The sequence below is a fragment of the Plantibacter sp. CFBP 8775 genome, from assembly GCF_014839505.1.
In the GTDB taxonomy this organism is placed as follows: Bacteria; Actinomycetota; Actinomycetes; order Actinomycetales; family Microbacteriaceae; genus Plantibacter; species Plantibacter auratus.
Genome location: NZ_JACYNV010000002.1, coordinates 868,152 through 888,945, shown reverse-complemented (window position 1 = coordinate 888,945; position 20,794 = coordinate 868,152). Strand labels below are relative to the sequence as shown.

The window sequence follows — 20,794 nt, the reverse complement described above, 5'->3', positions numbered from 1 at the left end:
GGCGGGGTTTCCTCGTGGGCCCTTCGACAGGCTCAGGGAGCGTGGAACCGTTCCGGTCACTGAGCTTGTCGAAGTGCCCTCGGGGAACCGTTTCGTGTCGTGCGTGGTTGCTCGTGGGCCCTTCGACAGGCTCAGGGAGCGTGGAACCGTTCCGGTCACTGAGCTTGTCGAAGTGCCCTCGGGGACCGTGGCGTGTCGTGCGTGGTTGCTCGTGGGCCCTTCGACAGGCTCAGGGAGCGGGCTTTCGCGGGTTCAGCGGTGCTCCGGCGGTCGGACGATGCCGCGCTGTCGAGCCGCGGCGATGGCGGCGCCGCGACCGTCCACCCCGAGTTTCGTGTAGATGTGCGCGAGGTGGGTCTTGACGGTCGTCTCGCTGATGAACAGCCGACGCGCCAGTTCGCGGTTGCCGAGACCATCCGTGAGCAGCTCCAGGATCTCGGCCTTGCGCGGGGTCATGGCTTCCTGGCGATGTTGCAGGTGATGCATGAGCCGTGATGCCACCGGTGTGCTCAGCGCGCTCTGTCCCATCGCGGCCGTTCGCACCGCGCGGAAGATCTCCTCGGGCGACGACGTCTTGAGCACATACCCGACGGCTCCCGCATCGACGGCCCGGACGATGTCGGCATCCGTGTCGTAGGTGGTGAAGATCAGCACCTGCGGTGCCGGGCTGAGCGCGCGGAGGCGCCTGGTCGTCTCGATCCCACCGATCCCGTCGCCCATCGCGAGATCGACGACCACGAGGTCCGGCTGCGCCTCGGCGACGAGTGGAACCGCGTTCTCTCCGGACGACGCCTCACCCACGATCTCGAGGTCGGGTTGGGTCTGCAGGATCAGGCGCAGACCCGCTCGCACCACGGCATGATCGTCGACCAGGACGAGCCTCAGCACGTCGACCCCGCATCGGTCGGGAGCTGGGCGACGATCACGGTGCCGTCACCGGGGGCACTCTCCACCGTGAACCGACCGCCGAGCTGCTCGATCCGCTGCCGCATCGCCCGCAGTCCGTAGCCGCCGGTGCTCGACGGTTCGGGGACCGCCGACGCATCGAATCCGACCCCGTCGTCGGCGATGTCGACGACGACCTGGTCGGCCAGACAGCTGAGGGTGACATGGATCGCCGATGCGCCGGCATGGCGATCGGCGTTCTGCACGGCACTCTGACAGACGCGCAGGATCGCGTGGGCGATCTCAGGCGGGTAGGGCCTCGGCTCGCCGTCGATGCGCAGCTGGGCGGCGGGGGTCTCCGCGACGAGATGTTCGAGCGCTGATGCGAGACTGATGCCGTCGAGCCGGGGTGAACCGAGGTCGTGGACGAGGTTCCGCGCCTCGCCGAGCGTCGAGCGGATCAGCTCGACCGCCTCGCGCAGACGGGCGCGGCCGGTGTCCGGAGACGTGTCGATCGTCTGCGCGGTGGCCTCCATGATGAGGAGCGAACTCGCGAGTCCCTGGGTCACGGAGTCGTGGAGTTCGCTCGACACCCGCGCTCGCTCCTGAGCGATCCCGGCTTGTCGCTCGGTCGCGGCGAGTCGCGCCTGGGCTTCCGTCAGTCGACCGATGAGCGCCGCCTGCGTCCGATTGTCCGACTCGATCCGTGAGGTGACGACGCTCACGAGCGCAGCCACCACCGCTGTACCCACCACGATCGTCCAGTCGAAGCCGCCGGTGAGGACGAGGAGCGAGCGAGCGCAGACCGCGGCGAGACCAACGGCGACCCACGCGGTCGGGAAGGCGCGGCGTGCGAGGAAGTAGACCGAGAACGCCGTCCACCAGAAGCTCGGGGCGATGAGTACGAGCAGCGTCCACAGTGCGAGCAGGATCACGACGAGGATCCGGTGTCGGACGCCCGTCTTCCGCGTGGCGAGGAGGTAGGCGGCCGCGGTCGCGACGGTCAGCGCCGCGACGGTCCAGATCACCGCCTCGACCCCGTGGCTCATGACGTATCGCACGGCCGAGGTCACGAGCAGTGCGAAGAAGGTGAGGTTGAGCACGACGTCGAGGGGCGTCGCGCCGAGGGCTGCGGCTCGGCGGTACGGGCGAGAGAGCGGGGTCGCGTGGACTGATGTTCGATCGTCTGACATGGGACCCTTCCGGCGATCCCTCCATGCTAGGCGAGCCTCCTAGGGCCGGCCTCATCCGAAGGGATGAGGGCCGGTCGGCCGTCGGCCCGACCGGATCCGGGCGGCGCGGACGAGGTGGAGGAAGCGCCGCCGGACGAGAGTTGTCGGAGCGCATCGTCCGATGCTGAAGCACGAACAACCCAGAGGAACACCATGAAACAGTCACGCACCGCACGCCTCGGCACCATCGTCGCCGGGCTCGCCGTCCTTGGAACCCTGACCGCCTGCACCGGCCCCGCCTCGTCGACGACCGCGACCTCGGCATCGCCGGTGGCCGAGGCCGCGGAGTCCCGGACCGTCGAACTTCCGCGACTGTCCGCCGACGCAGCGATGGAAGCTGCGACCGCGGCACTCGAGTCGTGTCGAGCGAGCGGGGTCGGGTTCGTCACCGTCTCCGTCGTCGACCGCTTCGGGCAGGTGCAGGCCGTGGTCCGCGGTGACGGCGCTGCGGAGCACACCCTCTCGGCGTCGGCCGAGAAGGGGTACACGGCGGCGGCGTTCGGAGCGAACACCTCCGAGCTGACGGAGCGCCTGCCGGAGGGTGGCGGGGCGACCCTCCGCGACCTCGAGGGGACCCTGTTCCTGGCAGGCGGGGTGCCGATCAAGGTCGGTACGGCGACGATCGCGGGCATCGGCGTCGGTGGGGCCCCGGACGGCATGGTCGACGAGGGTTGTGCGGCGGCGGGCGCTGCGGTGCTGGCGGAGGACGCGGCGAGCTGACGGTCGGCTCGGCAGAACGCGAACGCCCGTTCGCCCACGTTTGGGCGAACGGGCGTTGCGTCGCCCGAAAATGGGCGAACGGAGGGCTAGCTCGCTGTGCGACGACGACGTGCGAGCAGCACCGAGGCGAAGCCGACGAGGCCGAGGAGCAGCGCGACGAGCCCGATGCTCGACACGTCCACACCCGTGCGCGACAGCGAGTCGGTGCCGGCAGCCGAACCGCCCGAGGGCGAGCTCGTGCCGTCACCACCGCCGACCGCGCCACCGCCGGCGCCCGTGCCGGGACCGGTCCCGGGATTCGTCCCCGGGTCGGTGCCGGGATCGGTCCCCGGGTCCACCGCGGCGGCGAGCACCGTCACCGGCGTGGACGTCGTCTCGACCGGCGCGAAGCCATCGGCCGAGACCGTGACCCGCACCGCGAGCGCGGCACCCGCACTGCCGGCGGGCGGCGTGAACGTCGCCGTGTCGGCACCGTCCACGACCTCGTCGTCGAGCAGCCAGGCGTAGACCACGGTGGCGTCCTCCGGGTCCACGACGACTGCCGCGGTCGTCGGGACACCCTCGCGGGCCACGCTCGACAGCGTCGCGGTCGCGACCGCCGTCCGGGCGAAGGTGATGGTCGTCGACTGCGTGGTCACCCCGTCGGCCGCCGTCACCGTGATGACGACACCGTCGGTCGCGTCAGCCGCAGCACGGGCGGCAGTCGCCGGCGCTGCTTCGAGCGGCTCGATCGTCACCGTCGCGTCGCGGTCGGCCGGGATGGCGTCGACCACCGGGTCGGCGGACCCGGCCAGCGGCACCTCGTACTCGAGGACGCCTGCGTCGAAGCCCTCGACCGGCGTGCCGTTCACCCGCAGCGCGGCGAGGCTCGCCTCGGTCGCGACCGACGGTGCGAGCGCATAGATCTCGACCTCCGAGACGACCAGGTGGGTGTTCGCGTACGCCGTCATCACGATGCGCACAGCACTCGTCGTGACGCCACCGAGGTCGACGTCGACGACCGGAGCCGTCCCATCGGTCGGGACCGGCACGGCGACCGCCCCACCCGGAGCGTCGATCCACGCGCCGTCGGCGTCGCGGACCTGCACGGTCAGTGCACTCGGCCAGCTGTTGGTGCTCCCGTCCTTGTAGGCGTAGAAGGTGACGTGCTCGATCGTGTGCTCACCGCCGAGCTCGTAGCTCAGGGTGTCGCTCGCCGGCTTGTTCGACGAGCGCCAGTTCGACCAGCCCTTGTCGTTCCGCACACCGTTCTTCGTGTTGCTCGCGGGGTAGCCGGACTCGGTGGACGTCGCACTCGCGACGGTCGTGGCGTCCGGCGCGATGTTCCGCTCACCGGGCGCCGTGACGATGATCGACAGGAGTGCGTCGATCGGTGCCGCGGCCGGGTCGTTCGAGGTAGCCGCGCCGCGCACCTGCACCACACCGGTGTCGGCGAGGTCGGCGTCGTCGAGGGTGCTGAAGTCCCACGTGACGGGCGTGTCGAAGCGGTTGGTGCTCGCCCCGATCTGTGCCGGGACCGTGGTCGGCGCCGCAGCGATGACGGCGCTCGCCGGGGACCCCGCGGCGACCGTCAGGGAGACCGGTTCGGTGGTGGTGAAGCCGCCGATGTCGACGGTGGCCTGCGCGGTGAACGCCGCACCCCACCCGTCGGTGCCGGAACCGTTCACGACGATCGTGCCCGGCGTGTTCCAGTCCACGGCCGAGGTGTCCCAGGTGACCGGCACCGGAGCGCCCTGGACCGCGCCGTACAGCGGCACCACGGTCGCGGGCAGCGCCGCCGGAACACCGGCGACGGTCTGCACCGTGACCGGCTGCACTCCCGTGAGGGCGGTGTCGACGAAGCTCCAGGTCTGGTTCGCGCCGTTGTTCGACTGGTAGACGCCGACGGCGGCACCCGTGGTGGTGGACTGCCCGCCGACCTCGAGGGCCTGGCTCGTCCCGACGTTCACGAGGCTCCATTCGGAGCCGTTGGTCGTCGTCGGGATCCACTGCAGCGAGGGGTCGGCCGCAGCCTGTTCCCGCGTCGCAGCGACGAGCGAGGTGCCGGCGGCGTTCGCGGAGAGGAGTGCCCCGGACGAGCTGCGGACGGCGTAGCGGTCGGTGTTCGTGCCGCCACCCGAGAGGAGCTCGGCGGTCCACACCTGTGCGGCACCGGTCGTGGCGTCGGAGGCACGCGGGGTGATCGTGCCGGCCGGGACGGTCCCGGTCGTGGCTGCGGCGGTGAACGCCTTCGCGCTCTGCTTGCCGACGAGCTGGTAGGCGTGTCCGTCCTGGAACGGTGCCGCGTCCGCTGCGACACCGGTCGCACCGTCGACGAGGAAGGTGGTGACCGACTTCGCCGGGACGGTGAGCGTCGCCTGCTTGGTCACCGGGTCGATCGACACGGCGTCGCCCTGCACGAGCGCGTTGGCGGTGACGTCGTCCGCGGGGGACTCCGTCGTCACGATCGGCGTGACCGTCGCGCCGGGAGCGATGTCCGCGAACTTCGACAGGTCGATGGTGATCGTCCGAGCCGAGGTCGACGGGTTGGCGTGCACGAGGGTCGCACCGGTGCCGTCGGCACGGAGCGCCGTGGTGGTCTGCGCGTCGGTGGACGGGATGAGGTGGTCACCGGGCTGCACGTAGTGGGTGAAGTTGCGGAGCGTGTTGTACTTCGCGTTCGTCTTCACGGAGCAGCTCGGGTCGGCGTCGCCGTCGGCGATGCGTCGCTCGGAGTCGCCCTCGGCGTTGCAGTCGAAGTCGATGAGGACGCTGCCCCAGTTGAGCTTCTCGACCTTCTCCATGTTGTAGAGGTCCTCGACGGGCTGCCAGAGCACCCACGCGGTCGGCTCCAGGTTGCGGAGGTCGTCGATGAGGTGCGTCGCCATACCGATGCCGTTGTCGATGTTCGTGAGGTTGTGCTTGCCGCTGGAGTCCCAGTTGCCCTCGACCTCGCTCATCCACAGCGGCTTGCCGACGGTCTTCGCGATGTCGCGCGCGACGACGCTGCCGCCCTGGCCGTAGCTGTGGACGTTGAGCTGCGTGACGAGGTCCTTGGCGGTCTGCGACCAGCCGTTCCAGTTCGTCGCGAAGATGCCCGGGTTGGTCTCGTCCATGGCCGCGATGACGGCTTCGGTCGAGGTGCCCTCGGCGGCGAGGCGCTCGGCGAGGGCCTTGATGACGGTGTCCTGCATGGCCGGGCCGATGTGCGCACCCTCCTGGCGTCCGCCCTTCGGCCAACCGGTGGCCTCGTCGATCTGGGTGCCCCAGTAGTTCGTGTTCGGCTCGTTGAAGGGGTCGATGGTGTCGAAGTCGATACCGGTGTCGGCCTCGAGGTGGTCGACGACGGTGGTGAGGTACGCGACGAAGTCGTCGACGCTCTCGGGCTTCAGCTGCTCGTCGGCCGCGTTGAAGTTGCCCGAGGCGTAGCCGCTCTCGGTCATGAAGTACGGCGGGGAGTTGCTGAACGCCTCCCACTTGGTGATCTTGTCCTTGAGGGCCGTGAGCCACCAGCGCTGGGTCTCATCGGCGTCGAAGTCGTAGGAGGCCGGGTCGTCGGCGTCCCAGGCGGCGGCGTATCGGTCGCGGTCGGCGTAGTCGGAGGTGATGGGGCCGTCGGCGTCGCTCGCGCCGAGGTCCGGGTTCCACCAGCCGTCGACCGCGCCGCCGGCCCGCAGGTAGGGCGGGACGTCGCTGGCGTTGCCGCCACCGATGTTGTAGCGCGCGATGTTGAGGTTGAGGCCGTCCTCACCGAACACTTTGTCGAAGAGGTCCTGGCGGACGTCCGCGGGGTAGTTCCCGGTCGCGTTGGCGAACCAGACCAGGCTCGTGCCCCAGCCTTCGAACGCCTCGTTCTGGTAGGCCGGGTTGGGGGTGATGGTGAGGGGAGTGCTCTCCGCGGCGGCCGCAGGTACGGCCTCCACGGTGGCGAGTGCTGGTGCGATCGCGGCGATGCCGAGGGCGACGGCGACGGTCGCTCCGATCGTTCGTCGGCGGACTGGTGACGGCAGTGTCATCGGTGGTTCCTTCGTTGGAGGCCGTGGTGCAGGGGATGTTCACGTGAACATTCGGCGGCGTCGAACCACCGTGTTCACGTCAACATTTCCGACGAGTATGGGCGACCCCTCGCTCGGGTGTCAAGGCTGGCCCGGTCACTGAGGTCCCCGTTCCGGTCCGTTCCGGTCACTGAGGCCCCTACGCCGGTCACTGAGGCCCCTACGCCGGTCACTGAGGCCCCTACGCCGGTCACTGAGGCCCCTACGCCGGTCACTGAGCCTGTCGAAGTGCGGAGCTGGCATTTCGACAGGCTCAATGACCGGGGCTTCGTTCGCCGAGCTGGTCGAGGTGTCGCCGTGGGCATTTCGACAGGCTCAATGACCGCGTGGAGTGTCTCGCTCGCCTCAGCGCGCGGGCGGGGGAGCCGTGCTCGCGCGGACGACGAGGGACGTCGGCGTGAGGGGCTCGGTGGAGAGCTGCGGCCCCTCCTCGATCTCGCGGAGGAGCGTGGTGATCGCCCGGCGTCCGATCTCGTCGAAGTCCTGGTGCACTGTCGTGAGCGGCGGCCAGAACGAGTCCGACTCCGGGGTGTCGTCGAAGCCGACGACGCTGATCGACTCCGGCACGGCCCGCCCGCGCTCGTGCAGGGCGCGCAGGAGTCCGAGCGCCATCTGGTCGTTCGAGGCGAAGACGGCCGTGATCTCCGGGCGCTCGGCGATCTCGAGGCCGATCTCGTACCCCGAGGTCGTCGACCAGTCGCCACGGAACGCGGGCGGCGGCGTGATCCCGGCCTCGCGCAGGGTGTCGGCCCAGCTCTGCTCGCGACGAGCCGCCGAGTACGAGGTGCGGGGGCCGGCGATGTGCCAGACGCCCTGGTGCCCGAGGTCGAGGAGGTGCTGGGTGGCGAGTGCCGCACCCTGCGCCTGATCGTTGTCGACGACGGGGTAGTCGGTGCGTGCCGCGGAGTCGATGACGACGACGGGGAGACCTGCGGGCAGTTCGACGTCTGCGCCGTCGACGATGTGCGACTCGATGACGATGATGAGTCCGTCGACGTCCTGCTCGCGCAGGCTGTCGAGGGCGACCGCGACGTCGCGTTGCGTCGGGTACTCGACCGGGACGACCGTGACTGAATAGCCGGCCCGTGCGGCCTGGACCGTGATCGCGTCGAGGGTGCGCATGTTGCCGTAGGAGGAGAGCGTGAACATCGTGATCCCGATGCTGCGGGTGCGACCCGATCGCAACGCCCGCGCGGCCTTGTTGGGACGGTAGCCGAGCTCGGTCATCGCCTCCAGCACGCGGTCGCGGGTGCCGTCGTCGACGTTGGTCAGCCCGTTCGCGACGCGGGAGACGGTCTGGGAGGAGACGCCGGCGTGCGCCGCGACGTCCGCCATCGACGGTGCTCGCCTGGCGCGGCCAGGCGCTCTCCGGGTGGTGTCCGTCATGGTCTCCCTATCGTCGCATCCATCCTTGCATGTTGACGTGAACATGCTATGGTACCGATCAGATGTTGACGTAAACATCCACCGCGATCCCTCCCCCGCACGGCTCCACCGCACGACGGTTCCGCCCGAATCCCAGCAAGGAAGCTGCCCATGACCACCACGACCGCTCGCACCGGCCGGCCACCAGCGGTCCGTGTCCACCGACGCGACCGCCGGGATTGGAAGGGCTGGGCGTTCATCGCCCCCTTCATGATCGTCTTCGCGCTGATGATCATCGCGCCGCTCGTCTACGCGCTCTACCTCAGCTTCTTCCAGGAGAAGCTCATCGGAGGCAACGCCTTCGTCGGCTTCGACAACTACGCCCAGGTGCTCCAGGACCCGAAGTTCTGGGAGCCGTTCGGTCGCGTCGCACTGTTCTTCGTCGTGCAGGTGCCGATCATGCTCGCCCTGTCGCTCACCGCGGCGCTCGCGCTCGACAGCGCGAGGCTCCACGGCGCCGCGTTCTTCCGCATCGCGCTCTTCCTGCCGTATGCCGTCCCGGGGGTCGTCGCGGCGCTCATCTGGGGCTTCATCTACGGCGACCAGTTCGGTCTCGCCGGCAGCTTCAACGACCTCGTCGGCGCCCAGATCCTCGAGCCGTTCAGCTCCCAGGCCGTCCTCGCCTCCATCGGCAACATCGTGACGTGGGAGTTCATGGGCTACAACATGCTCATCTTCTACGCCGCCCTCCGCGTCGTGCCCGGTGAGATCTACGAGGCGGCCGAGATCGACGGGGCCGGACAGTTCCGCACCGTCTTCAGCATCAAGATCCCCGCCCTCCGCGGAGCGCTCGTCATCGCGACGATCTTCTCCGTCATCGGCTCCTTCCAGCTCTTCAACGAGCCGAACCTGCTGAAGAACCTCGCGCCCAACGTGATCACGAGCAACTTCACGCCGAACATGTACGCCTACAACCTGTCCTTCGCCGGCCAGCAGTTCAACCTCGCGGCGACGGTCGCGATCATCATGGGCGTCATCACCGCCGTCATCGCCTACGTCGTGCAGGTGCGCGGCTCCCGACAGGAGAACAGCTGATGGCCACCGTCTCGAACCCGACCGTCCGCCCGCAGACCGTGTCGACCCGGACCGCCCGCAACCCGCGCGCCTTCGACCGCCCCACCCGGAAGCGTCACGACCCGCGTCGCAAGCGCTCGATCGTCCTCACGATCGTCATGGCCGTCTTCCTCATCTACTCGGTCGTCCCGATCCTGTGGCTCGTCATCAACGCGACGAAGTCCCAGCCCGACCTCTTCTCCTCCTTCGGTCTCTGGTTCGGCGACGGCGGGTTCAACCTCTGGCAGAACATCGTCGACACCCTGACCTACCGCGACGGGCAGTTCGTCGGCTGGTTCGGCAACACGCTGCTCTACGTCGTGGTCGGTGCCGGTGGTGCGACGCTCCTCGCGACGATCGGCGGCTACGGCCTCGCGAAGTTCCGGTTCCCCGGCAAGCGCGCCGTGTTCGCGATCATCCTCGGCTCCATCGCGGTGCCGGGCACGGCCCTCGCCGTCCCGACCTTCCTGATGTTCAGCCAGCTCGGTCTCACGAACACGCCGTGGGCGGTCATCCTGCCCTCGCTCGTCAGCCCGTTCGGTCTGTACCTCATCTGGACGTACGCGGTGGACGCGGTCCCGACCGAACTGCTCGAGGCCGCCCGCATGGACGGCGCGGGGGAGTTCCGCACCTTCTTCACGATCTCGCTGCGACTCCTCGGCCCCGGCATCGTCACGGTGCTCCTCTTCGCGATCGTCGCGACCTGGAACAACTACTTCCTGCCGCTCATCATGCTGTCGGAGCCCACCTGGTATCCGCTCACCGTCGGTCTCAGCCAGTGGAGCGCCCAGGCCACCGGTGTCGCCGCGCAGCCGATCTTCAACCTCGTGATCACCGGATCGCTCCTGACCATCGTCCCGATCGTCATCGCGTTCCTCTTCCTGCAGCGCTTCTGGCAGTCGGGCCTGAGCGCCGGCAGCGTCAAGGGCTGATCCCCGCCGTTCCCAACCCGCACCACCCGCATCACCAACCGGTCCCTGAGCTTGTCGAAGGGCACCACCTCCGCCCTTCGACAGGCTCAGGGACCGGGGCATCACCTCCTCCTCCCAACGCAGTGAAAGGAAACACCCATGAAGCGCATCTCACCGTCTCGCACGGTTCTGCGCCGCGCGGCCACGGCGGCCGTCGCGTCCGCGATGATCGGAGCCTCGCTCGTCGCGTGCTCGTCCGGCGGCGGCAGCACCGCCTCGGGCGACGCCAAGGACATCGAGTCCGCCCTCGAAGCCGGTGGCGAGATCACCTACTGGTCCTGGACGCCCTCGGCCGAGGCGCAGGTCGCCGCGTTCGAGAAGGCCTACCCCAAGGTCAAGGTCAACCTCGTCAACGCCGGCACCAACACCACCGAGTACACGAAGCTGCAGAACGCGATCAAGGCCGGTAAGGGTGCCCCCGACGTCGCGCAGGTCGAGTACTACGCCATCCCGCAGTTCGCGCTCAGCGACTCCCTCGTCGACCTCAACGCCTACGGCTTCGGCGACCTGAAGGACGACTACAGCCCCGGCCCGTGGAGCTCCGTCAACATCGGCGACGGCCTCTACGCCCTCCCGCAGGACTCCGGCCCCATGGCCATGTTCTACAACAAGACGGTGTTCGACCAGTACGGCATCGCCGTGCCGACCACGTGGGACGAGTACGTCGCGGCAGCCGCACAGCTGCACACGGCCGACCCGTCGAAGTACATCACCAACGACTCCGGTGACTCCGGCTTCGCGACCAGCATGATCTGGCAGGCCGGTGGACGTCCGTTCACCGCCGACGGCACCAAGGTGAGTGTCAACCTCGCCGACGAGGGCGCCAAGAAGTGGGCCGACACCTGGAACCCGCTCGTCGAAGGCGGCCTGCTCTCCGACGTCCCCGGGTGGAGCGACGACTGGTACAAGTCGCTCGGCAACGGCAGCATCGCGACGCTCATCGCGGGCGCCTGGATGCCCGGCGTGCTCGAGTCGTCCGTCGCCGAGGGCTCCGGCCAGTGGCGCGTCGCCCCGATCCCGACCTACGACGGCAAGCCCGCCAACGCCGAGAACGGTGGCGGTGGCCAGGTCGTGCTGAAGCAGAGCAAGAACCCGGCGCTCGCCGCGGGCTTCCTCAAGTGGCTGAACAATGACGAGGACAGCGTCAAGGTCTTCCTCGACAACGGTGGCTTCCCGGCGACGACCGCCGACCTGAACTCCGACGAGTTCCTCTCCGCGGCTCCCGAGTACTTCGGTGGCCAGAAGATCAACGAGGTCCTCGTGCAGGGCGCGAAGGACGTGTCGACCGGGTGGCAGTACCTGCCGTACCAGGTCTACGCGAACAGCATCTTCGCCGACACCGTCGGACAGTCCTACGCGAACAAGGCCGACCTCAACGACGGCCTAGCCGACTGGCAGAAGCAGCTCGTCGAGTACGGCAACACGCAGGGCTTCACGGTCACCGAGAAGTAGTCGACCGGCACCTGTCGCACCAGCACCATCGACCGCGGCCGGTCGGAGGGTCCTCCGGGATCCGCTCCGGCCGGCCGTGGTCGCTCCATCCGCACCCCTTCATCACGGAGCCCCAGCATGCCCACCTTCTCCATCGGCGCCGACGACTTCCTGCTCGACGGCCAGCCGTTCCGGATCCTCTCCGGAGCCCTCCACTACTTCCGGGTGCACCCCGAGCAGTGGGCGGACCGCATCGCGAAGGCGAAGCTCATGGGCCTCAACACCATCGAGACCTACGTCGCGTGGAACCAGCACAGCCCCGAGCGCGGCGTGTTCGACACCACGGGCGTGAACGACCTCGAACGCTTCCTCGGCCTCGTCGCCGACGCCGGCATGTACGCGATCGTGCGCCCCGGCCCCTACATCTGCGCCGAGTGGGACAACGGCGGCCTCCCCGGCTGGCTGCTGCACGACCCCGAGCTCGGCCTCCGTCGCAGCGAGCCTCGCTACCTGGCCGCCGTCCGCGAGTACTTCGAGGCGCTGCTGCCGATCGTCGCCCCGCTGCAGATCGACCGCGGTGGTCCCGTCATCCTCGTGCAGGTCGAGAACGAGTACGGCGCCTACGGCGACGACCACGACTACCTCCGCACGCTGACCGACTGGACCCGCGAGCTCGGCATCACCGTGCCGCTGACGACCGTCGACCAGCCCACGGCCCAGATGCTCGAGGACGGCAGCATCCCCGAACTCCACAAGACCGGCTCCTTCGGCAGCCGCTCGCTCGAACGCCTCGCGACCCTGCGGGAACACCAGCCGACGGGGCCGCTCATGTGCTCCGAGTTCTGGGACGGCTGGTTCGACCACTGGGGCGAGCACCACCACACGACGCCCGTCGCGGAGACGGCGGCCGACCTCGACGCGCTCCTCGCGGCCGGTGCGTCCGTGAACATCTACATGTTCCACGGCGGCACGAACTTCGGGTTCACCGGTGGCGCGAACGACAAGGGGCAGTACCGCTCGCACGTCACCTCCTACGACTACGACGCGCCCCTCGACGAGGCGGGCCACCCGACGGAGAAGTTCTTCGCCTTCCGCGACGTGATCGCGAGGTACGCCGAGGTGCCGACGGAGATCCCACCGGCGGCGACGGACGCCCCGGCGTTCACCGCGTCCTTCGAGCAGGAGGTCACGTTCGCGGACGTGGCCGACGAGATCGCGCCGCTCCAGGCGTTCGACCGGATCCCCACGATGGACGAACTCGGAGCGTTCAGCGGTCTGGCGCGATACCGGGCGTCGCTCGGTGGACGCGGCGGGGTGCTCCGGTTCGACGAGGTGCGCGACCGCGTGGTCGTCTCCGTCGACGGCGTTCCGGTCGGTGCACTCACCCGCGAGTTCAAGGAGCGGTCCATCGTGATCCCGGCGGGTGAGACGCTCGAACTCCTCCTCGAGAACCAGGGCCGCGTCAACTACGGCAAGCGCCTGGGGGAGCCGAAGGGGATCATCGGGCCCGTGTCGCTCGATGGCGTGGAACTCACGTCGTGGGGCATCGCCCCCGTGGCCCTCGACCGCCTCGACTCCGTCGTGGACGCCGCAGCCACGCGCACGTCCGGCGCCACGATCAGCGGTGCCGGGCCGGTCCTGCTCACCGCCACCGTCACGCTCGACGCGCCCACCGACCTGTTCCTCGACACCGCGGCCTGGGGCAAGGGGCTCGTCTGGGTGAACGGCTTCCTGCTCGGCCGCTACTGGTCGCGGGGGCCGCAGCACACGCTCTACGTCCCGGGCGGCCAGCTCCGTGCCGGGGAGAACCGCTTCACGGTGTTCGAGTTCCATGCGCTCACGACGCCGACGCTCTCCTTCCTCGCCCGCCCTTCGCTCGGCCCGACCGAGTTCTAGCCGCCCACGATCCGGTCGGCGTCGCGCGCACTGACGCGGCGCCGACCGCACCACCCCGTCCCTGACCCCGGTCCCTGAGCTTGTCGAAGGGTCGCAGGTCCGCTCCCCGCCCTTCGACAGGCTCAGGGACCGATCCAAACGCCAGCACCTCAACCCCGGTCCCTGACCTCAACCCCGGTCCCTGAGCTTGTCGAAGGGCCACCGAACCGCTTCCCGCCCTTCGACAGGCTCAGGGACCGATCCAAACGCAGCACCCCACGATGACGTGAAAGGACGCCGCAGCATGCGACGAGCGACGAGACGACCCGACCGACCGACACCGGATGGAGGTGCCGCCGTCCTGCGGCGCGGTGGTCTCGCCGCCGGGCTCCTGGCGGCCGCCATCGTCGGCACCACCGCCCTGACGGCGGGGAGTGCGGCCGCTGCCGAGGCGCCCGCGGCGACCCTGCTCAGCTGGGGCGACCCCGCGGCTCCCGCGGACCTCGTCGGCACCCCGGTGACCGGCGTCGCCGCCGGTCTCGGCCACGCCGTCGCGCTCGGTGCGGACGGCACCGTGCTCGCGTGGGGCGCCGACGGCTTCGGTCAGGCGACCGTCCCGAGCCTCACGGGGACGATGACCCAGGTCGCGGCCGGCACGAACCACTCGCTCGCGCTCGCCGCCGACGGCACCGTCACCGCCTGGGGCCGCGACGCCGACGGCCAGGCCACGGTCCCGGCAGGACTCGACCGGGTCCTCCGCATCGCCGCCGGCGGACCGAACTCGGCCGCCGTCCGCGCCGACGGCACGCTCGCGCTCTGGGGTGACGACGCATTCGGACAGAACGACCTCCCGACCGCGCTCGACGGTGCACGCGTGACCGACGTCGCCATCGGATCCGGCTTCACCGTCGCTCTCACCGACGACGGTGACGTCGTCCCCTGGGGCCGGAGCGACGCCGGGCAGCTCGAGCTCCCGACGGCGCTCGCCGACGAGGACGTCGTGCAGCTCGCCGCCGGCACCGACCACACGCTCGCCCTCGCCGGCGACGGCACCGTCCTCGCCTGGGGCGCGGACGGCTCCGGCCAGACCGAGGTGCCGGCGTCCCTCGACGGGGTCGACGTCGTCCGCGTCTTCGCGGGTCCGTACCTGTCCGGGGCGATCGCCGCCGATGGATCGGTCACCGTCTGGGGTGCTGCGGACGCCCGTGCGGCACTGCCCGACGGTCTGCTCGCGGCCGGTGTCGCGCTCGGCGAGACGGGTGCCGTCGCCGCGGCCGGAGCGGTTCCCGTCGCCGGAGGCACGAACGGCGGCCCGGGAAACACCGTCGACTCCCTGCCCGGCGGCACCGATCCCGGAACCGGGCCGGGCGGCGAGCCCGGGGCGGACCCGGGTGTCGGTCAGCCGGGCTCGGGCACGAACGCAGGCGGTGCCGGCGGCCTCGCCGTGTCGGGTGTCTCGATCGCCGCCGCGGTGATCGTGGCTGCGGTACTCCTGCTCGCGGGTACACTGCTCATCCTCCGCCGTCGTCGGGTCGCCGCCTCGAGCGCCGCCGAGGACGCGTCCTCCAGCGGCGGTGTCGGACGCAGTGGCGTCGCGGGCGCGGTCGTCCTCGCCCTCGGGCTCTCCGGCGCCCTCGTCACGGCCGACGCACCGCGTGCCGAGGCCGCACCGAGCTACCCGAGCCCGACGGTCGACGAGCTCGTCGCCAACGACTTCGTCCTCTACTTCGCGAACGCCGGCAGCACGGTGACCGATGCGGTCTCCGCCGGCGACCACATCGGGCTGTACCAGTCACGCACCGACCAGTCCTACGGGGTCGACGCCGCCACCGGCGCGTCCTGGGGATTCGTCGCCGACGCGAACAGCAACCCCACGGCGAACAGCTCCTCCGGGACCGAGAAGACCGCCTCCCTCCGGTACGACGCACCGCCCGCGGGCAGCTCGCTCCCGACGCGATCGGTCGACTACGCCTTCGACCTCCCGGCCGGCGACTACGAGGTCACCCTCGGGTTCAACCTGCCGAGCGGCTGGGCGGCACGATCGCTCGACCTCAGGGCCGAGGGCGAGACGCTCGCCCAGGTCACCGCGCCGGCCGGTGCGCTCCTCGAGCAGCAGCTCACGGTGAGCGTCGACGACGGCACCCTCGACCTCGAGGTCCACAGCCCGGCTGGTCGGACCAACACCTACACGGACCCCGCGGTGAACTACATCGTCATCCGAGCGCCGCACACGGCGTCCACCGAGGTGCTCGCGGCGAAGATCCGAGCCGTCACGCTCGACGAGGGGCAGCGCGCCGGCTACGTCGCCGACTCGCTCGCCGTCCTCGACGCGGCGATCGCCGACGCCCAGGCGCTCGTGGACGCCGGGTCGACCGACACCGCGGCACTCACCGCGGCCTACGACGCGCTCGGTGCCGCACTCACCGCACTCCGGCCGATCGTCACCTACGACTCCTTCCGCCCGGGCCAGGCCTGGGTGGACGACCAGGGCAACCCGATCCAGGCACACGGCGGGCAGGTCGTGCCGTCGACGGACGCCGACGGCCGGCCGATCTACTACTGGTACGGCGAAGACCGGTGGAACGGCTACGCGAGCAGCCGCGGGGTGCACGTGTACTCCTCGCGAGACCTCTACAACTGGACCGACGAGGGCCTCGCGCTGCACGCCCTGTCGACCGCCGACCAGCTCACGACCGATCCGGCCGCAGCCGAGCTGTACGCCGACTACACGTCCCGGCAACGCGCGGCGGTCGTCCGCGACCTCCTGACGGTCCCGAGCGACCCGGCCGTCCCGGCGGCGATCCTCGAGCGGCCGAAGGTCATATACAACGCCGCAACCGAGCAGTGGGTCATGTGGATCCACACCGACGGCCCGAGTGCGACCTCCGACGCACAGTACGCGAAGGCGACCGCCGGCGTCGCGGTCTCCGACTCACCGACCGGCCCGTTCCGCTACGTGGACAGCTACCGCCTGAACGTCGCGCCCGAGGGCGAGCCGAACTACCAGCCCGACAGCCCCGGCATGGCCCGCGACATGAACCTCTTCACCGACGTCGACGGCACCGGCTACATCATCTACGCGAGCGAGGAGAACCTGACCCTCTTCATCTCCAAGCTGTCGTCGAACTTCATGTTCCTGTCGGCACCCGTCGACCGCGCCGTGAAGGGCGAGGACTTCACCCGCACCTACATCGGTGGGCAGCGCGAGGCCCCGGCGGTGTTCGTCTACGACGGCACGTACTACCTCATCACCTCGGGCGCGACCGGCTGGAACCCCAACCCGGCCAAGTACGCCACCGCCGACTCGATGCTGGGGGAGTGGACCGACCACGGCAACCCGGTGAGCGGCTCCGGTGCGTCGACGACCCACGGCAGCCAGAGCACGTCCGTGATCCCCATCGACGCGGCCGCCGGCAAGTTCATCTACATGGGCGACCGCTGGACGCCGTCCGACCTCCGCAACGCGCCGGCCGTCTGGCTCCCGCTCGAGTTCGGCGACGACGGATCCCTCTCCCTGAAGTGGTACGACGAGTGGACGCTCGCGGACCTCGAGGGGAAGGGCAAGGTCGCGGTCGACGTCGACGTGCCGGCGACCGTCCGGCTCGGCGACGCGAGCACCCTGCCGACCGAGGCGCAGGTCACGGAGGGCGGCACGACGACCACCCGGACGATCACGTGGGACACCGCTGCGCTCGCCGTCCCCGGCCCGGTCTCGCTGACCGGCACGGTCGAGGGCGTGTCCCGCCCGGTGACCCGGCAGGTGACGGTCGTCCCGAAGGACCTCGTCTACCTCGTCGACGCCGGGGGATCGGCGTCGCCCGAGTACGACGCGATCCGCTCGGTGGCGGACGCCGACGGCACCCTGCTCAACTCGACGTTCGACCGGACGCTCGGGGCCGACGCGGCCACCGGCGCGAACTGGGGCGTCGTCGGCGCGGAGACGGGGACGACCGACGGGCCGTTCTCGGAGTCGCTCCGCTACGTCGCGAGTTCCGCGACCGACCGCACGCTGGAGTACGCGTTCGACTCCCTCGACGCGGGGAGCTACGACGTGTACGTCGGGCTGTACGACCCGTGGTCGCAGTGGGCCGACGACCGGCGCGCGGACATCGGGGCGAACGGGGCGACGCTGCTCAGTGCGCAACCGATCACCGGCACCCCGACCGTGGCGACGCTGTCGTCCGTGCAGCCGGATGCGGACGGCCGTCTGTCGATCACCCTCGATCCCGTCGGTTCGGGTGGCGGCACCGACGTGCAGCTCTCCTGGATCATGATCGTCCGACGCTGACGGCTTCCGCCTGAAGCACACGTTCCCTCGCCCATTCCTGGGCGAGGGAACGTTCGTTCGCCCGCGAATGGGCGAACGGACGGGGGAGTCCGATCCCCGACTCCGATGTCGGGGGCGACGGCTACCATTGGTGGGTGGTCACAGCTCTGTATCGCCGGTATCGGCCCGAGACGTTCGCCGACTTGATCGGTCAGGCGCAGGTGACCGATCCCCTCATGACGGCCCTCCGCACCAACCGCGTCAACCACGCGTATTTGTTCAGTGGTCCACGTGGCTGCGGCAAGACGACGTCCGCGCGCATCCTCGCCCGCTGCCTCAACTGCGCCGAGGGCCCGACCGACACCCCGTGCGGCGTCTGCGCGAGCTGCGTCGACCTCTCCCGCGACGGCTCCGGATCGCTCGACGTCGTCGAGATCGACGCGGCCAGCCACAACGGTGTCGACGACGCCCGCGACCTCCGCGAGCGCGCGATCTTCGCGCCCGCGCGCGACCGCTACAAGATCTTCATCCTCGACGAGGCGCACATGGTCACCCCGCAGGGCTTCAACGCCCTGCTGAAGATCGTCGAGGAGCCGCCGGAGCACGTGAAGTTCATCTTCGCGACGACCGAGCCCGACAAGGTGATCGGCACGATCCGCTCCCGCACCCACCACTACCCCTTCCGGCTCATCCCGCCGGCGCAGATGCTCGACTACGTCCAGCAGCTGTGCGAGAGCGAGCACGTGGGTGTCGAAGCCGGCGTGCTGCCGCTCGTCGTCCGGGCCGGTGGCGGTTCCGCCCGCGACACGCTGTCCCTGCTCGATCAGCTGATGGCCGGCTCCGAGGGCGACTCCGTCGACTACGAGCGCGCGGTCGCCCTGCTCGGCTACACCCACACGGCCCTGCTCGACGAAGTGGTCGACGCCCTGGCCGCCCGCGACTCCGGTGCCGCCTTCAGCACCGTCGACCGCGTCATCCAGACCGGACAAGACCCACGCCGCTTCGTCGACGACCTGCTCGAGCGACTCCGCGACCTCATCGTCGTTGCCGCCACGGGCGAGAACGCGGCGGCGGTCCTCCGCGGGCTCCCGCAGGACGAACTCGACAAGATGCTCGCCCAGGCGCGGGCGTTCGGCATCGCCGAGCTGTCGCGCACGGCCGACGTCGTGAACGAGGCGCTCACCCAGATGACGGGCGCCACGTCGCCCCGGCTCCACCTCGAGCTCATGATGGCGCGCATCCTCGTGCCCGCAGCCGACGACTCCGCTCGTGGTGCATTGGCCCGGGTGGAGCGGCTCGAGCGTCGCATCGGCGTCGAGGGTGCCGCCGTCGAGGGCGGCCAGCCCGCGGTCTCCGCGCAGCCCGTGGTCGCCGACCGCGCTCCGGCCCCTGCCGGCGCGGTCCCCGCGAGCACGGTGGCGAGCTCCGCCCCGGCTCCCGCCCCGGCTCCCGCCCCGGCCGCTGCCTCGACAGCATCCGCGGCCCCCGACCGTCGACCGGCACAGGAACCTGACCACGCGCAGCCCGCCGCACCGACCCCCGCCGCCCCTCGGGTCGGCCCGGTCACCCTGCAGCACCTCCGCGACGCGTGGCCCGAGATCGTGGCGCGGGTCGAGAAGGCCGACCGCAAGGCCTGGATGATCGTCGTCAACACCCAGGTCGGCGGGTACTCGGACGACGACGTCCTCACGCTCGTCTTCGCGAACAACAGCGACCTCAACGACTTCAAGGCACGGCACGCGCCCGGCACCGGTGTCGCGGAGGTCCTGCGCACGGCGGTCCTCGACGTCCTCGGCGTGCGGGTGAAGTACCTCGCCAAGGTGGCCGGTGCCGACGAGCCGCCGGCACCGCGGGCCACGGCGCCCGCCACCGGCGCTCCGTCGTCGGAGTCGTCCGCCTGGTCGACCCCGAGCCTGCCGCAGACCGTCCCAGCCCCTGCAGCCCCGTCGTCATCAGACAGCAGCGGCGGGTCGGCATCCCGCTCCTCGTGGCCCACCGTCGCACCAGCCGGTGGCGAGCCCGCCTCCGCTGCGCCGGCCGACGCCGCGCCATCCGCTGCTGCGCCATCGGCACCCGCGTCGTCGGTCACCGCCCCGGCCGAGGAGCAGACCTCCGTCTCCGCCTCCTCGTGGGCGACGGTCGCGCCGCCGGCCGACGAGCCCGAGCCGTCCCCGGTCCCTGAGCCTGTCGAAGGGCCGTCCCCGGTCCCTGAGCCTGTCGAAGGGCCCGCGTCCGCGTCCGAGCCTGCTTCGGCGACCCGGCTGTCTCCGGTCCCTGAGCCCGTCGAAGGGCCCACGTCGTCTCCCACGCCTGCCTCGTCGACGCAGCCCTCCTCGGTCCCTGAGCCTGTCGAAGGGCCCACCCCGTCTTCTGCGCCTGCCTCGTCGACCCGGCCGTCTCCGGTCCCTGAGCCTGTCGAAGGGCAGCCCGGGCGACCCGCCGGATCCGGAGCCCCCGGGACGCCGGCCGGCTCACCCGCGCAGCGCCAGCCGTCGACCCCGCCGCGCCAGCAGGCACCCGCCCGAGGCCCGTCCAACGGTGACGCGCTCGGCTCGCGCACCGTCACCTGGGACGTCGTCTCGATCCCGTCCGACGACGACGCACCGCCGCCGGACGACGAGCCGCCCTACCCCGACCCGTTCGAGTCGTCGGCCCCTGCTCCATCCCCTGCTGCCGGCGCGCCATCAGCAGCTCCCGCCGGCTCCCCGCAGGCCGCACCGCCTGCGGCGCCGGTCGCCGAGCAGCGCCCGCAGCCCCCGGTCCGGATGCGCCAGGCGCCCCCGGTGCCGACGTCCCACCCCGCGGGTGACAACCGGTACGGCGAGAGCGTCGTCCGCGAGCTCCTCGGCGCGACATTCATCGAGGAGCAGCCGCACGAGCCGCGCTCCGGAGGGCGGTAGG

11 protein-coding genes are annotated in these 20,794 nt (G+C 70.6%); 7 read left to right on the top strand and 4 right to left on the bottom strand.

Annotated elements, in window-relative coordinates; genetic code table 11:
• Positions 1–252: 252 nt before the first annotated feature.
• Together IFR14_RS16590 and IFR14_RS16585 are read right to left on the bottom strand one after the other, a co-directional pair.
• Complete coding sequence (locus tag IFR14_RS16590) at positions 253–888, bottom strand: response regulator (protein WP_191941653.1); 636 nt, start codon at positions 886–888, stop codon at positions 253–255.
• Entirely contained in the window at positions 882–2,078 is a 1,197-nt protein-coding gene (locus IFR14_RS16585; protein ID WP_191941652.1) for a sensor histidine kinase, read from the bottom strand. Before IFR14_RS16585 ends, IFR14_RS16590 begins: the two co-directional genes overlap by 7 nt.
• A gap of 192 nt (positions 2,079–2,270) precedes the next feature.
• Here IFR14_RS16585 and IFR14_RS16580 point away from each other — a divergent pair, with 192 nt between their 5' ends.
• Positions 2,271–2,837, top strand: a complete 567-nt coding sequence (locus IFR14_RS16580) for a GlcG/HbpS family heme-binding protein (protein WP_191941651.1) — start codon at positions 2,271–2,273, stop codon at positions 2,835–2,837.
• 86 nt (positions 2,838–2,923) lie between these two features.
• Here the strand turns inward: IFR14_RS16580 and IFR14_RS16575 are convergent, their stop codons facing one another.
• Positions 2,924–6,832 (bottom strand): glycoside hydrolase, encoded by a 3,909-nt coding sequence (locus IFR14_RS16575; RefSeq protein WP_191941650.1) that lies wholly within the window; start codon positions 6,830–6,832, stop codon positions 2,924–2,926.
• A gap of 384 nt (positions 6,833–7,216) precedes the next feature.
• The gene (locus tag IFR14_RS16570; RefSeq protein ID WP_240773772.1) at positions 7,217–8,257 is read right to left on the bottom strand and encodes a LacI family DNA-binding transcriptional regulator; all 1,041 of its coding nucleotides are present in this window, start codon (positions 8,255–8,257) and stop codon (positions 7,217–7,219) included.
• A gap of 150 nt (positions 8,258–8,407) precedes the next feature.
• Here IFR14_RS16570 and IFR14_RS16565 point away from each other — a divergent pair, with 150 nt between their 5' ends.
• The 6 genes from IFR14_RS16565 to IFR14_RS16540 all read left to right on the top strand — a co-directional run bounded on the left by IFR14_RS16565 (position 8,408) and on the right by IFR14_RS16540 (position 20,793).
• Positions 8,408–9,331 (top strand): carbohydrate ABC transporter permease, encoded by a 924-nt coding sequence (locus tag IFR14_RS16565; protein WP_086475054.1) that lies wholly within the window; start codon positions 8,408–8,410, stop codon positions 9,329–9,331.
• Complete coding sequence (locus IFR14_RS16560) at positions 9,331–10,281, top strand: carbohydrate ABC transporter permease (RefSeq protein ID WP_085512471.1); 951 nt, start codon at positions 9,331–9,333, stop codon at positions 10,279–10,281. Before IFR14_RS16565 ends, IFR14_RS16560 begins: the two co-directional genes overlap by 1 nt.
• A 138-nt stretch (positions 10,282–10,419) precedes the next feature.
• Positions 10,420–11,772 carry an ABC transporter substrate-binding protein gene (locus IFR14_RS16555; protein ID WP_191941649.1) on the top strand — a complete coding sequence of 451 codons (1,353 nt, stop codon included), beginning with the start codon at positions 10,420–10,422 and terminating at the stop codon, positions 11,770–11,772.
• A gap of 117 nt (positions 11,773–11,889) precedes the next feature.
• Positions 11,890–13,647 carry a glycoside hydrolase family 35 protein gene (locus IFR14_RS16550; RefSeq protein WP_191941648.1) on the top strand — a complete coding sequence of 586 codons (1,758 nt, stop codon included), beginning with the start codon at positions 11,890–11,892 and terminating at the stop codon, positions 13,645–13,647.
• A 283-nt stretch (positions 13,648–13,930) separates the two neighbouring features.
• On the top strand, positions 13,931–17,914 hold the full coding sequence (locus IFR14_RS16545) for a family 43 glycosylhydrolase (RefSeq protein ID WP_191941647.1): 3,984 nt from the start codon (positions 13,931–13,933) through the stop codon (positions 17,912–17,914).
• Between the two features lie 134 nt (positions 17,915–18,048).
• Complete coding sequence (locus tag IFR14_RS16540) at positions 18,049–20,793, top strand: DNA polymerase III subunit gamma and tau (protein ID WP_191941646.1); 2,745 nt, start codon at positions 18,049–18,051, stop codon at positions 20,791–20,793.
• The last annotated feature ends 1 nt before the right edge of the window (position 20,794 follow it).

Bases quoted from the DNA above. Each gene is read 5' to 3' on its own strand.
- IFR14_RS16585 (WP_191941652.1), bottom strand. From the start codon at position 2,078: ATGTCAGACGATCGAACATCAGTCCACGCGACCCCGCTCTCTCGCCCG.
- IFR14_RS16580 (WP_191941651.1), top strand. From the start codon at position 2,271: ATGAAACAGTCACGCACCGCACGCCTCGGCACCATCGTCGCCGGGCTC.
- IFR14_RS16575 (WP_191941650.1), bottom strand. From the start codon at position 6,832: ATGACACTGCCGTCACCAGTCCGCCGACGAACGATCGGAGCGACCGTC.
- IFR14_RS16570 (WP_240773772.1), bottom strand. From the start codon at position 8,257: ATGACGGACACCACCCGGAGAGCGCCTGGCCGCGCCAGGCGAGCACCG.
- IFR14_RS16565 (WP_086475054.1), top strand. From the start codon at position 8,408: ATGACCACCACGACCGCTCGCACCGGCCGGCCACCAGCGGTCCGTGTC.
- IFR14_RS16560 (WP_085512471.1), top strand. From the start codon at position 9,331: ATGGCCACCGTCTCGAACCCGACCGTCCGCCCGCAGACCGTGTCGACC.
- IFR14_RS16555 (WP_191941649.1), top strand. From the start codon at position 10,420: ATGAAGCGCATCTCACCGTCTCGCACGGTTCTGCGCCGCGCGGCCACG.
- IFR14_RS16550 (WP_191941648.1), top strand. From the start codon at position 11,890: ATGCCCACCTTCTCCATCGGCGCCGACGACTTCCTGCTCGACGGCCAG.
- IFR14_RS16545 (WP_191941647.1), top strand. From the start codon at position 13,931: ATGCGACGAGCGACGAGACGACCCGACCGACCGACACCGGATGGAGGT.